The organism is Flavobacterium anhuiense, assembly GCF_050990855.1.
GTDB classification, from domain to species: domain Bacteria; phylum Bacteroidota; class Bacteroidia; order Flavobacteriales; family Flavobacteriaceae; genus Flavobacterium; species Flavobacterium anhuiense_C.
Map to the genome: position 1 here is coordinate 3342609 of NZ_CP158861.1, position 15263 is coordinate 3357871.

4 protein-coding genes are annotated in these 15263 nt (G+C 39.6%); 1 reads left to right on the forward strand and 3 read right to left on the reverse strand.

Features of this window, described 5'->3' with window-relative positions; all coding sequences use genetic code 11:
• Positions 1-24 precede the first annotated feature (24 nt).
• Positions 25-438: a 3-hydroxyacyl-ACP dehydratase FabZ family protein gene (locus ABTV69_RS14880; RefSeq protein ID WP_433830065.1), complete on the forward strand. Its 414-nt coding sequence runs from the start codon at positions 25-27 to the stop codon at positions 436-438.
• A 219-nt stretch (positions 439-657) separates the two neighbouring features.
• Here the strand turns inward: ABTV69_RS14880 and ABTV69_RS14885 are convergent, their stop codons facing one another.
• From ABTV69_RS14885 to ABTV69_RS14895, 3 genes are read right to left on the reverse strand one after another with little or no spacing between them, the layout of a single operon-like run.
• Positions 658-2586 (reverse strand): OmpA family protein, encoded by a 1929-nt coding sequence (locus ABTV69_RS14885; RefSeq protein WP_433830066.1) that lies wholly within the window; start codon positions 2584-2586, stop codon positions 658-660.
• Between the two features lie 11 nt (positions 2587-2597).
• Positions 2598-3521 (reverse strand): PorP/SprF family type IX secretion system membrane protein, encoded by a 924-nt coding sequence (locus tag ABTV69_RS14890; protein WP_433830068.1) that lies wholly within the window; start codon positions 3519-3521, stop codon positions 2598-2600.
• Between the two features lie 50 nt (positions 3522-3571).
• Complete coding sequence (locus ABTV69_RS14895; RefSeq protein WP_433830070.1) at positions 3572-15166, reverse strand: PKD domain-containing protein; 11595 nt, start codon at positions 15164-15166, stop codon at positions 3572-3574.
• Positions 15167-15263 lie beyond the last annotated feature (97 nt).

The following is a 15263-nucleotide window of genomic DNA, read 5'->3' on the forward strand; positions in this document are numbered from 1 at the left end:
TACATTGGTGCAAATTACAGAATTATGACTAAAAAAATAGAAGACTTAATTCCGCATCGCGCACCCTTTCTTTTTGTCGATGAAATTATCTCTTATACCACAGATACAATCATTGGTTTAAAGACATTTACAGATAAAGATGCTTGGCTTCAAGGAAGTTTTCCAGATTTTAATTTTGTTCCAGGAACTATTTTGATCGAAGCGATGGCACAATGTGGAGGTGCAGGAATAAAGCTTTTAGGTATTGCAGATGGCGTTTTTGGCTTGGTAAGTTTGGATAATGTCGAGTTTTTTGGAGGTGTAGAATTTAATAAACTGGTTAAATTTGTCGTAAAAAACATTCGTACAAGCGAGAAAATAATCAAACAATCTGGGGAAGCTTTTGATGAAGATAGATTGATTATGAAAGGGGAATGGCTTTGTGTGAAGCTTCAGTGATAAATTAGGAGAAAGAAGAAAGAAGCGAGAAAAAAGAAGCGAGAAAAAAGAAGCAAGAAGAAAGAAGCAAGAAGAAAGAAGCAAGAAGAAAGAAGCAAGAAGAAAGATGAAAGACTTTTTGCGTAATGTAAGATGAAAGAAGCAAGATTTTGTGCAAGACTTACTGAGATTATAGATAAAAAGAAAAGCGTCCTAGATTGTTCTGGACGCTTTTTTATTTTACATTTTGGTGATGATGAATTCGCTTCGGCGATTGATTTGATGTTGGGCTTCTGTGCAGGGAACTCCGTTGGAGCAATTGTTTATTAATTGCGTTTCTCCATAACCAATCGCGCTTTCGATTCGTTCTGGAGCGACGCCTTGAGAAATGAGATAATCTCTGGTTGCTTTGGCTCTTCGGTCAGAGAGTTCTAAGTTGTATTGGTCGTCTGCTCTAGAGTCGGTATGTGATTCGATTTTAATTACAACGGTGTTGTACTGGTGCATTAAGAGAACGACTTTATTTAATTCTATTGCAGCATCATAGCGAATGTCGGATTTGTCCAAATCAAAGAAAATAATTCCAATTTTGATTTTTAAAACGCCATTTTCGCGGGCAATCAAAGCTGGATCCAGCCCCACAGGAACTTCTGTTCTTCCGGAGCTATTAGGCGTTATAATTGATTTGCTGTTAGTGTTGTAATTGTCTTTAGTAACTTCGACTTTATAAGAAGTATTGCAGTTTAAAGTTTTAGCAAATTCATATTTTCCATCAACTTGCGAGACAGTTTCTGCTATTTTTTCGCCATTTTGATTTTTAAGAGCTACTACAGCGCCTGCAATTTTATTATTAGAAATAGCATCAAAAACATAACCGTTTATCGATTGGTTACAGGTACGTTCAAAAGAATAAATATCATCGTCGCCTTTTCCTGTTTTTCTATTCGAGCTTACAAAACCTCTGTTGGTTTTTTCGTTTACGATAAAGGCAAAATCATCCATATTGCTGTTTAATGGAGCGCCGAGGTTGGCGGGTTCGCCAAAAGCACCATCACTTATTCTGCTTTCAAAAACATCTAATCCGCCAAGACCTAAGAATCCGTCAGAAGCAAAATAAAGTGCTTGATCAGTTATAAAGGGAAACATTTCGCGTCCCGTAGTATTGATCTTTTCGCCCAAATTTTTAGGGTTCGAATATTGGTTTTCGCCTAGAATATCAACCACAAAAATATCATTGGAACCAATAGTTCCTGGCATATCCGAAACGAAATAAAGCTTTTTGCCGTCTTTGCTCACTGAAGGGTGCCCAACGGAATAATTATCGCTGTTAAATGGCACTTCTTTAACATCTTTCCATTGTACAGTTCCATTTCCGTTTTCTACAGCTGTTGCAGTATATATTTTTAAATTATTAATGCCTTTGCTATCTCTTTTGAGTTTGCCATTGTAATTGTTTCGGGTAAAATAAATGGTTTTCTCGTCGGGCGAAAAGGCAATACAGGCTTCATGAAAGCTGGTTGAGATTTCTTTCGCAAATCGTTGCTTAGAAGAAACATTAGATCCTGTTTCGTTAATTTTTCCTAGTTGCATGCTCAAATAAGGCTGATCATTCCAACCGTATTTGTCGGTTTTGAAATATGAAGAATCAGAAGTGGTGGAATAAACCAGATCGCCTTTGTAAAACATTGGACCAAAATCAGAATACGCGGTGTTAATTTCTAGATTTTCCAGCTCAAAAGATGGTTTTATGTTTTCAATGTCTTCTAGCGTTATGTTTTTAAGTGAAAAATTCTGAGCTCTTAGGTCGGTTGCTTTTTGTTTTGAAGCAAAGCTTTTCATCCATTTTTTAGCTAATTCATAATTCTGAATTCCCTGTAAAGACTGCGCATATCGAAACAAATATTCTGATGGGACTTCATTAGGATAATCGGCTACTAGTTTTCCATACCATTTGCTAGCATCTTCCATTTGGGTATTGAAATAATAAGAATCGCCGAGACGCTGCAGCATTTCTCTAGAAGGGTCGCCATTTTTTATTGAAAGTTCATACATTTTTGCCGCCTCGACATAATACATTTTGTCGAAAAGAGCATCGGCTGTTTTGTTTTTGGTTTGCGAGTAAATCGTCTGAATAACCAATAATACGAGTATAGTAATTGTTCTTTTCATAGACTATTGTATTAAAAGAATCTTGGTGATTTAAGTCCTTTTTTGCGGGAAACCAGCTCAAAACGAAGCATAATTTCATGCGTTCCGCTATTGTAGTTCTGCAGTTCTGTAGTGGTGTAATCATATGCGTAACCTACCATTAGCATTGGCGAAATTTGTATTCCTGCCAATGCGCTGACAGAATCTGAAGTACGATACGAAACTCCAAGAGTTAAAGCATTATTGAACATGAAATTGGCTGAAATATCTCCAATTAAAGGAGCGCCAGCAACGTATTTGACTAAAACTGCGGGTTTAAATTTGGTATGAGCCGAAAGGTCAAAAACAATTCCACCAATAAGGTACAAGTGAATCCTTTGATTGACAAGATTCTCGCTGATATCATCGTAAGTATAACGTTCTTTTGTCATGAAATTAGGGATCGAAATCCCGATGTAATCTCTTTCTCCATGCCAATAAAGTCCAGCTCCCACAACAGGCAGAAATTTATTGTTGATGTTTTCGCGAAATTGCACATCAGGATCTTTAAAACTTCCTTTAGACCAATCGATATTGATAACGCGTCCACCGCCTTTTATTCCAAAAGAGAGTTTGTGCGTTTGACCCGATTGAATGGTATAGGAGAAATTGGCATCTAAATATTGTTCTTCAGAAGGTCCGATTTCGTCGTTAATTATAGAGATTCCTAAACCTAGATTTTTAGCGATTGGTGTATCTAATGAAAAACTCTGTGTATCTGGTGCACCTTCTAGGCCAACCCACTGCGTGCGGTATATTCCCGTTATGGCCAAGTGTCCAAGGGAACCTGCATAAGCTGAATTGACGGTAAGTGTATTATACATATATTGAGTATACTGCGGATCTTGTTGTGCAGTGGCGGCATATACAGAAAGTATGCTTATTATCGTGAAAACCTTTTTTATATTTTTAATCATAGCCAATTTATTTTGGTTAATCTTATTCTTTTCGAAACTCGCTTACGGTACTATTTGAGATAAAGCCAGCCCGAGGTTTTTTTAGATCCATCTCCCAAATCAAGAATATAGAAATAGGTGCCTTCTGGAAGCGTTTTTGAAGAGTTTTCTTCTTTACCGTCCCAAGTATTGTTGTAGCCTTTCTTATAGTAGACCAAATTACCCCAACGATTGAATATTTCTAGCTGGTTATCAGGATATTGATCGATGCAATCTATGTAGAAATAATCGTTTTGCCCGTCATCATTAGGAGAAAATTCATTGTAAATTTTCAAACAATTTGGAGAAACCGTCGCACTAGCCTGATTGTTGTTCGAGTTCGAATCGATTTGATCTAATTTTGCTAAATGTGCCGTATTTAAATAATCTTTAAAATCAACTACTTTAACCGTAATCTCCAGTGTTTGCGCAGTGCCTTTTGCAATAGATTGAACTGCCCAGATTCCTGTGCCGGCATTGTAGGTTCCAGAAGAAGTTTTTGCGCTTACAAATGAATATCCTTTCGGAAGTAAATCTTGAATTTCAACGTTGGTAGCCGCAAGATTGCCAACATTTTCAGCTGTAATAGTAAATATTACTTGAGAATACATTGGCACTTCCGTTTTATCGACCTCTTTACGAATGGCGATATCGGTGGTAGGAATAGCAACAGATTCAGAATCTTCGTCGTCTTCACTTTGATCTCCATTATCATTATTTGGCGTACTGTCAGGATCAAATTGATCGCTTGCAGTTACTTGTGCAATATTAATATAATCGACCTGTTCAAGTCCAAGCGGATTGGCTATGGTAGCATTATAAGTCAGTGTAAGACCTCCGACAGGAACTTTCAGATCAATCCATTTGATGGCATTCAGACTAAAAATTCCGCCATTGGTAATGTTGGAGATATTTTTATATCCTAACGGAATAATATCTTCTATGGCAACGCCTGTAGCTTCAGCTGGACCTTCATTTCCTATTTGAAGGATAAAGGTTACTACTTCATTTACATTTGGATTCTTATTGCTTACCGTTTTCTCAAGACTTAAATCGGCAATATTTATATTGATGGTAATACTGTCCTGATCATCCTCAGTTGGATTGTTATTATTTGGTGTTGAATCAGGATCAGGAAGATTACTGGCAATAATTTCAGCTGTATTCGTATATTCTCCCGACTGTCCAGATGGTTTTTTGACCACTGCATATATTTGAAGCGTTTGAGTAGCTCCATTGTTTACAGCGCCTACAGTCCAAATTCCGGTAAGGTTATTATAGATTCCGTTGGTTGCAGTATAAGTAGAATAAGCAAATCCGGCAGGAAGAACATCTCTTACGACTACTCCTGAAGTGTTAGCTGGGCCATCATTGGTAACCGTAATTTCAAATATCACAGTACTGCCAATGTTATGGTTAAGATTGCCTGTAAGCGTTTCTTTCTTTAGAGATAAATCGGCTTGCGATACTATTGGTGTTACTTCAATGCTGTCATAATCATCCTCTGTAGTAACAGAATTTCCAGGCGTACTATCAGGATCTGACTGATCTGCAGTCATGACTTCGGCACTATTTATATATTCGTTTGCCACCCCTGTAGGTGCTTTTACCAATGCATTTACCAATAATGTATGGCTGTTTCCTGGAAGAATGATTCCTGGGAGCCATTCTCCTGTAGTAGGATTATAAGTTCCAGATGAAGCATTATAGAAAATATAAGTAAAACCAGATGGCAGAAGATCTTTTACCATGACACCACTGGCAATATTTGGCCCTGCGTTGCGCACCGTTATGGCAAATGTTATTTCAGAGCCAATAGCTGGTGTTAAATTGTCGTTGACTACTCTTTTTTCTAAAGATAAATCGGCAACGGTATTGATAGGAGTGACATTGACAGAACTCATATCATCTTCGCCAACGACACCATTATTTGGTGTTGAATCTGGATCAAATTCATTTGAATGATACACTTCTGCGACATTGTTGTAAACGCCATTATTTTTAACCGTAGCGCCAATAAGCAATGACTCTGAATCTCCACTTGGAATAATTCCTACTTTCCAAATTCCAGTTAGCTCATCATAAACTCCAGCAGTCGAACTATAAACGGTAAAATTGTAACCGCTCGGAAGCAAATCTTTTACTTCGACTCCTGTTGCGGTTTGTGGGCCAGCATTATCAACTTTGATTAAGAATGTTATGGTTGCGCCAAATACCGGACTTAAATTACTGCCAACAACGGTTTTAGATAAAGATAAATCTGCAACGGCAGAAACTGGAGTAGTTGCGGCAGTAGCATAATCGTCTTCGGCTGCAACTCCATTATTTGGAGTGGAATCTGGATCTGGTAAACTGCTTGCTGTAACTTCAGCAATATTTGCATAATTTCCAGTAGCATTTACAATTGCTGTAAGTTGCAAGGTCTGAGAATCTCCATTTGCAAGTGAACCAATTGTCCATTTTCCGGTCGTATTATTATAAGTTCCTTTTGTTGCAGTAAAGCTACTGTAGGTGTAACCTGATGGAAGCAAATCTGTAACTTCTACACCACTAGTATTCTGTGGGCCACTATTGGTTATAATAATTTCAAAAGTTACGGGAGTGCCAATTAAGGTATTGGTTCTATTTACCGTTTTGGTTAATGATAAATCTGCTGCTAATCCTGTTGGGAATGTCGTTACAGTTGCGTAATCATTTTCTGTAGCGATTCCGTTTCCAGGAGTCGAGTTAGGATCAGGAACAGCACTTGCGGTAACTTCGGCACTATTTTGATAGTTACCTGAAGGATTTACAACTGCGGTTATTTGCAATATGTGTATATCTCCGTTTAAAACAGAGCCAATATTCCATCTTCCGCTTGTACTGTTGTAAGTGCCTTTGGTTGATGTGTAGCTGCTAAAAGTGTATCCATTCGGCAATAAATCTGTTACTTGTACTCCAGTTGTATTCTGCGGGCCATTATTGGTTACAATAAGCTCAAAGATAACTTGTGAGCCAACAAGAGGAGTTGCATTATTTACGGTTTTGGTTAATGATAAATCAGCAGACAATGGATTCGGAACTGTTGTTGCTGATCCATAATCGTTCTCGGTCGGTACTCCATTGTTTGGAGTAGAATTTGGATCGGGAAGGGCAGCAGCTGTCACTTCGGCAATATTAGTGTAATTTCCAGTAGCATTTACAATTGCAGAAATCTGTAAAGTTTCTGAATTTGCACTCAATAAATTACCTATTGTCCAAATACCCGTTGCAGCATCATAAGTTCCTTTTGATGTGGTAAACGAGCTGAAAGTATATCCTGAAGGAAGCAGATCGGTTATTGCAATTCCAGTATTGTCATTTGGACCATTATTGGTAAGCACGATTGTGAAATTTACTACAGAACCTACCAAAGGCGTCGCATTATCTACGGTTTTGGTTAACGAAAGATCTGATGATAACGCGATTGGAGCTGTAGAAACAGAGGCATAGTCGTTTTCTGTTGGTACTGCATTGCTTGGAGTAGAATTTGGATCAGGCAGATCCGCAGCTGTTACTTCTGCTACATTCAAATAATTTCCAGTAGCATTTACGATAGCAGAAATCTGTAAAGTTTCTGAATTTGCACTTAATAAATTGCCTATTGTCCAAATACCTGTTGCAGCATCAAAAGTTCCTTTTGAAGTGGTAAACGAGCTGAAAGTATATCCTGAAGGAAGCAGATCGGTTACTGTAATTCCAGTATTGTCATTTGGACCATTATTGGTAAGTACAATTGTAAAATTCACTGCAGCTCCTACCAAAGGTGTCGCATTATCTACCGTTTTGGTTAACGAAAGATCTGATGATAACGCAATTGGAGCTGTAGAAACAGAAGCGTAATCGTCTTCCGTTGCATCACCATTATTTGGTGTTGAATCTGGATCAGGAACCGCAGCAGCTGTAACTTCTACAACATTTGTATAATCACCTGTTGCGTTTACGGTTGCTGCAATTTGTAATGTTTCTGAGTTTGAATTTGATAAATCGCCTATTGTCCATAGTCCTGTAGTAGGGTCATAAGTTCCTTTTGATGTAGTAAACGACGCAAAAGTATATCCAGAAGGTAATAAGTCTGTTATCTGGATTCCAGTATTGTCATTAGGACCATTATTTGTAACGATAATTTCAAAATTAACTACAGCTCCCACCAAAGGCACAGCATTATTTACCGTTTTGGTTAAAGAAAGATCAGAAGATTGCGGTATTGGAGTAGTAGTGACCGCTGCATAATCATTTTCTGTCGGTACTCCATTATTAGGAGTCGAATTAGGGTCAAAAACATCACTTGCGCTTACTTCGGCAACATTTGTATAGTCTCCAGTACCATTTACAGTAGCAAAAATTTGAAGGGTTTCTGAATTTGCCGTTAATAAATTCCCAATAGTCCATATTCCTGTTGCTGGATTAAAAGTTCCTTTGGAAGTGGTAAAGGAAACAAAAGAATATCCAGAAGGCAATACATCTGTAATTTCAATACCCGTATTATCATTCGGCCCATTATTGGTAACGACAACTTTAAAATTGATAAGAGAACCCACCAAAGGTGTCGTATTGTTTACTGTTTTGGTTAATGAAAGGTCAGAAGATTGCTGTATTGGTGTTGTATTGGCTGTTGCGTAATCATTTTCTGTTGGCACTCCATTATTTGGCGTAGAGTTTGGGTCAGGAAGGTCGGCTGCCGTTACTTCTGCCACATTTAGGTAATCTCCTGTAGCGTTGACGGTTGCTAAAATTTCAAGAGTTTCTAGGTTGCCGCTTATTAAATTACCAACAGTCCATAAACCGGTGGCAGGATCGTAACTTCCTTTTGAGGTAGTAACCCCTGTGAAAGTATATCCTGACGGTAGTACGTCTGTAATTTGAATTCCTGTATTATCATTAGGGCCATTATTGGTTAATGTAACTTCAAAAACAACCTGAGAACCTACAATTGGCGTTGGGTTATTTACGGATTTGGTTAATGATAAATCAGAAGTTTGCGGAATTGGGGTGGTGCTAACTGAAGCATAATCATTTTCAGTTGGAACTCCGTTGTTAGGCGTAGAGTTCGGATCAGGAAGATCGGCCGATATCACTTCGGTAATATTAGTATAATCTCCAGAAGCATTTACTGTGGCAACAATCTGTAAAGTTTCGGAGTTACCATTTAATAAACTCCCTATTACCCATTCTCCTGTTGTTGGATCGTAAGTTCCTGTTGTAACCGTAAATCCGTTATGTGTATAACCAGAAGGCAGGATATCTTTGACTTTGATTCCAGTATTATCTTGAGGACCATTATTGGTAATAATAATTTCAAAAGTAACAATAGTTCCCACCACAGGAGCTGCATTGTTTACAGTTTTGGTTATTGATAAATCTGACGATCGCTGTATAGGAGTTGTAGTTGCAGTTCCGTAATCATCCTCTGCTGGATCACCATTGTTTGGAGTCGAATCTGGATCAGGAAGACTACTATTTACTACTTCGGCAATATTCGTATAATCACCAGAAGCGTTTACAGAAGCATTTATCTGTAATGTTTCAGATTCGCTATTTTCTAAAATATCCAATGACCAAATACCTGTTATAGGGTCATAAGTTCCACTTGTAGAATTAAAATTTAAGTAGGTGTAACCTGAAGGCAATAGATCTTTTACTTCTACTTGCGATGCATTTTGAGGCCCGCTGTTGGTGGTTATAATCTGAAAGGTCACTAAAGAACCTACCAAAGGCGTAGTATTGCTGACTGTTTTGGTTAACGATAGGTCTGCGACGGGCTGAATTGGCGTTAGGATAACGCTATCTTCATCGTCTTCGCTTTGATCTCCATCATCATTGTTAGGCGTACTGTCAGGATCTGGAAGACTGCTGGCAATAACTTCAGCAATGTTTTTATAATCTCCAGTTGGGAGCACATTTGCATCTATGATAAGTGTTTCCGTAGCTCCAGAATCTATAGAGGCAATATCCCAAATCCCTGTTGTGGCATCATAAATTCCATCTGTGGTACTATAATTTACAAACTCATATCCAGAAGGCAAAAGATCTTTAATTAAAACTCCTGAAGGATTATTTGGTCCTTTGTTTGTAATAATCAGTCTGAATGAAACTTGACTGCCTATTACAGGGCTTGTATTACCTGTTACGACTTCTTTGGTTAATTCAAGGTCAGCTGTTGGACCTATAAAAGTTATAGTGGCATTATCTTCGTCATCTTCACTTTGGTTACCATCGTCATTGTTTGGTGTACTGTCTGGATCAAGAAGGTCGCTGGCGGTAACTTGAGCAGTATTTAGATAGGGGCCTACTGGATTTACAGTTGCTCTAAATGTTAAATCTAATGTGCCGCTAATTGGTAAGGTCAAATTTGACCAAGTTAGGTGTCCATTTGCAACATTATAAAATCCAGCATTGGATACCGATCCTGGAACAATTGTATATCCTTCAGGAATAGCATCTTGAACGGCAACGCCCGTCGCATTTCCTGGTCCATTATTAAGAAGATGCACTGTAAATAGCACTTGGTCTCCTGCAGCGGCAGTTGTAGGAGAAACCGTTTTTGTCAATTCTAAATCGGCTTGTTTTAAAGTAACTGTTGCACTGCTCATGTCGTCTTCTTGCAGTCCGTTTCCTGGTGTACTATCAGGGTCAAATTGTTTGGCAGTTTGTATTTCAGCTACATTTAGATAATTGGCTGGCGCTGCCACATTTACTTTTGCTGTTATTTGGAGTGTAATGGTATTTCCATTATTTAGGTTTCCAACATTCCATATTCCAGTGGTTTTGTCGTATTTTCCTCCACCATTGTCACTCACATAAGTATAGCCTGATGGTAAATGTTCAGAAACGGTAATTCCTGTTGCGTTATTTGGGCCGCTGTTGGTAACAGAAATGGTAAAGATAACATTGTCGTTTATGCTTACCGTAGTCGGTGAAACCGTTTTTCTAAGAGACAAGTCGGCAACATCAAGAACAACTGTAGCGGTATCTTGATCGTCTTCCGCAGGATTTTGATTGTTTGGCGTGCTATCAGGATCATATTGATCTGAATGGGTAATTTCGGCGATATTCACATACGATCCGGTGGCTAAAATTGTCGCTTGGTAGGTTAAAGTAAGAATAGATCCATTTGGAATAGAAGGAATGGTCCATATAATGGTATTATCACCAACATTATATTGTCCTCCTGAAACTACAGAACCTGGCACTATGGCAAATCCAGTCGGAATATAATCTTTAACCTGTACATTTGTAGCAGCTACAGATCCTCCTTGCGCGTTATTGTTAAATACACTGATATTAAAAGTAACAATATCGCCAGCACTTCCTGTTGTAGGTGTCACTGTTTTGGATAATTCTAAATCCGCAACAGCAAGTATGGTTAGTCTCATTGTATCCGATGAAACAGGGCAAGTTCCATTTGCCACATTCCATTGAAGTACATAAACGCCAGAAACAGTTCCGGTTACTGCTGTAGTTGGACTTGAAGGATTGGTAAAGCCTATTGTGCTAGGTCCAGAAACTTGTGTCCAGCTTCCTGTTCCAATTGTTGGAGCTACCGCATTCATATTAATAGCAGAAAATTGAGGTACGGTTTGATCGGGTCCTGCATCGGCCGTTGAAGGTTGAGCATATACAGTGACAAGGACAGTATCTTCAGAAATACAGCTAGTTGAAGCAGCGGTAGTAACAGTCCATTTAAATTCGTAAACACCTGGTATTAGGTCAAGCATTAAGGAGTTGGGAAGATTTGGTGATCCAATACGAGCTGTATTTGGACCAGAAACCTGTGTCCATGTACCTACACCAGATGTAACGGTTACAGCATTCATGGTGGCGGTTTGTAAGTTACACAGTTCTTGATCTGGTCCTGCATTGGCAACAGAAGGAGGTACATCATTAAAAGTAATTGCCACATCATCTGACGTAGGTGCGCATAATGAAGGACTGGCAAATGAGCCATTAGTAACTGTCCATCTTAAAACATAAGTACCTAATTCATTGATGTTGGATAAAGTAGTAACAGGACTATTTGGATTGTCAATTACGGCATTACCTCCAGGAGGTTGCGTAACGAACGTCCATGTTCCTATTCCAACAGCAGGAGGAACGGCTGCAGTTTTATAGGTCGTCTGACAGGCTATAGCATCGTCAGGTCCTGCATTTGCTGGACTGGGAGGGGCATTCATCTCTATTCTTATTATATCAGATAAAGATCGGCAATTGTTGCTTTGATATACCCATTCAAGAATATAGAGGCCAGGAACGGTTAAATTCGAAACAGATGTTAACGGATCTGTGGGGTTATCAATAACAGCTACGCTTCCCGATGGCTGATAAACAAATCGCCATTCAGACGATGTTACATCACTAGGAGGAGCACTACCGGACATTGTAGTTCTTGCATTCACATCATCAATACATAAAGTCTGATCTGGACCAGCATCTGGCTGCTGGCTAGCGCCATTATAAATAGTAACATTTACAGAATCTGAATTTCCTGGACAGCTGCCCCCGTTGGGAAATGTATTTGTACTAGTAGTAAAGGTGAAAACATAACTATTTCCAGGAACAACGGTTGCATTTGCAATATAATTGTTTGACGGAGACTGCGTAATTATGACATCAGCTGGGTCTCCAGTTGTACTCTCAAGCGTCCAAGTTCCAACTGAGTTTTCGCCTGCTGTAAGCAGTACACTAGTAACGTCACAATGGGTTTGATCAGGTCCTGCATCTGCACGCGGATCGACAACAACAACAACATCATCAAAACTTCCAGGACATAAGAAAATACTTTTGGCCGTTATAGTCCATCTGAAAGTATAAGTTCCAGCAATAAGACCAGTAATCGCTGTATTCGGATCGGATGGATTAACTATTAAGGGCTGGTTAGGAGAGCCAGTGAGAACAGACCATTGTCCTAATTCAAAGAAACTGTCATATGTATTTCCAGACATAGTCACACTGTTACTGTTACAGACGTTTTGATCTGGACCTGCGGCTGCCTGATTGGGAGGAATCCCTATCGTAAGATTGATATCATCAAAAGCCTGACCGCAAATATTAGCGTCAACAGTCCATCTGAAAATGTAGTAACCGCTGTAAGTAAAAGTGAAAACGGCGTTAGGATCGTGAATGTCGCTTATAAAATAATTTCCAGCCCCCGAAATTCGAGTCCACGTTCCAATAGCACCTCCGCTTTGGGTTGCTGCCATTATTAGTGTATTGCCACAAACTTCTTGATCGGGACCTGCATTAGCGGCAGGCGGAGTTTCTGCGACAGTAACAGATACGCTGCTCTGGCTAGGAAGACAGGCTCTTAATCGTGAAGTAATCGACCATGTAAAAACATAAGTTCCATTTCCAGGAACTGTTACCATTGTATTTGGATCACTATCATTGGCGAAAACGACTCCAGTTGAGGGTGTTACGGTCCAGATACCGTACTCTAGTGGTGACGGGCTATTTCCGCTAAGATTAAAAGTTGTTGTTCCAGAGGTATAACATGCATTTGGACCTGCATCTGATGTGGTAGGAGCTTCGCTATTGTTTGTATTAATGATTACGGTATCAGAAACAGACCCGCCACAGGAGGGGCCTGGATGAGAATAAGAGACTGTCCATTGCAATTCATAAGTTGAAACCTGCGAGATAAAACCGCTTGCAATGGCATTAGGATCGTTTACATTAGAAAAAGTAATAGGGTCGGGGCCTGAAATCTGGCTCCATGTTCCTATTTCGCCAGCTTCAGGTTGTACGGCAGTAAGGGGAACTTGCGAGCCCGCGCATACCACTTGATCGGTACCCGCATCAACATCGGTTATCGAGCTGTCTGAGACATAAACATTGACCGTTGCAACTGAAAATCCACAAGTAGCACCACCGCCTTTCGTAATATATTGAAAAACATATGTGCCTGAAATAAGATTACTCACGGGAGTGTCAATCGCAAAATTGTCTGCTATTACAGCCGTGTTCGGACCGCTAAGCTGACTCCAAAAATGCAATCCATCATCGGTGGTTACGCCGGACAAAACCGTAGTAGTATCACCACAAGGCAGGCTGACATCTGTGCCAGCATTTGATGGGGTGGGATCTCCCGAAACCAAAATATTTATGGTGTCAAAACCATAATCGCATTCTACGGTTAAGGCTCCAGTTTGTTTTCGAATAAATTCGACTGTATAATCTCCAGGCGCCGTCAGAGTTAAAGTCAGCGAATTTCCAACATTCTGTAAAGCGGTAGGGAAAGGGCCTAAAGGAGAGAGGACAGGACCGCTGACAATTCGGTATTGGTTGGAACCTGTTCCTGTAACCGCGAGTGGGATTGTAAATACAGTTGCATTACAGCTTCCCACAATATCATTTCCGTTGTTTGCTACAATAGTTCTAGTGGGACCGTTATACTGTACAATATAGTCTTTAGTAAAAACACAACCTGTGTTGTTATTGGTAAGTGTGTAACGAAATCTATAAGGAGCGCCCGCAGACGAAATATTAGTAACTAAAGTTGTTGGGTTTGTTGGCGAAACAATAACAGCACCTGCGCCACCAGAAACTTGAGACCAGGCTACTGTTTCTCCTGCATATAAAGGTGTTTGCGCTACAAGAGTTACTTGATTGATAGTGTTGTCACAAAAGAATATATTTTCGTCTCCGCCTGGCAATTGTGTAACGTCCTGAGTTGCCGCTGGAACATTAATAACAACCGTATCGTTGCCCGATGCGCAAGGCCCCGTTACCGTCCATCTAAAAGTATAAGTTCCCTGAACTAAATTGGATACGCTTGTAGTATTGGAATTGGCACTGCCAATTGTTGGTGTATTAGGTCCCGAAACAAATGTCCATTGTCCATTTTGCCCGTTAAGTCCGCAACCACCATAGCTACCGCTTAGATTAGTCGATTGAGTAGTTGTATAACAATTGCTTAAAGTTTGATCTGGACCAGCAGAAACAGGTTTTGCACCTCCATAATTGGTTACTGTAATTTGTGAAGTCGTTCGGCAGCGCTGTCCTGGCGCAAATTCCGGCCCTTCAATAACCCATTGGAGTGTAGTGACACCACAGCTTGTTTCTGGGAGTGTGATTGTTGAGGTAGCCAATGTTGGAAAATTAATTACAACGCCGGCATTGTTAGCACCGACAATTTCCCAGTAGCCTGTTTCGCCAGTATTTTGTGGTGTATTCCCAATTATAGCCAATGTTCCGTTATTATTAGGACAGCTTGCAATATTTGCACCTGCATTGGCTCTCGTTATGGGTTTTACATTGACTACTTTGTCTTGATAGGATACGATTCCGTCGCTACAAGTTGCGCTATATCTAAAAATATAGGTATTTCCTCCAGTATAACCTGAAACCGTTGTGCTTGGACTTGTTGGGGAAGTAATAGTCACTGCCGGACCAGAAATTTGAGTCCAATGTACAGTGCCACTAATGGGTGTCGGACTGTTTCCCTCTAAAACTAAAGCGTCAGTTGCACAAATAGTTATATTCAATACTCCGGCATTTACACTACAGTTCTGCGCATTGGTTTGAAAAGTGGCAAGTAAGATTAAAAGTGTGGAAAAAACCAGTTTTTTAGTTAAAGTGTAAATTCTACTAGAAAAGTAAGATTGTGCCATAAGCAATTGGGATAAAAAGGTAGCACAAGGAATAATAACCACCTTACATTAATAAATTGTTTTAAGCATTAATTCGGAATTGGTAGGTTAAAAAATC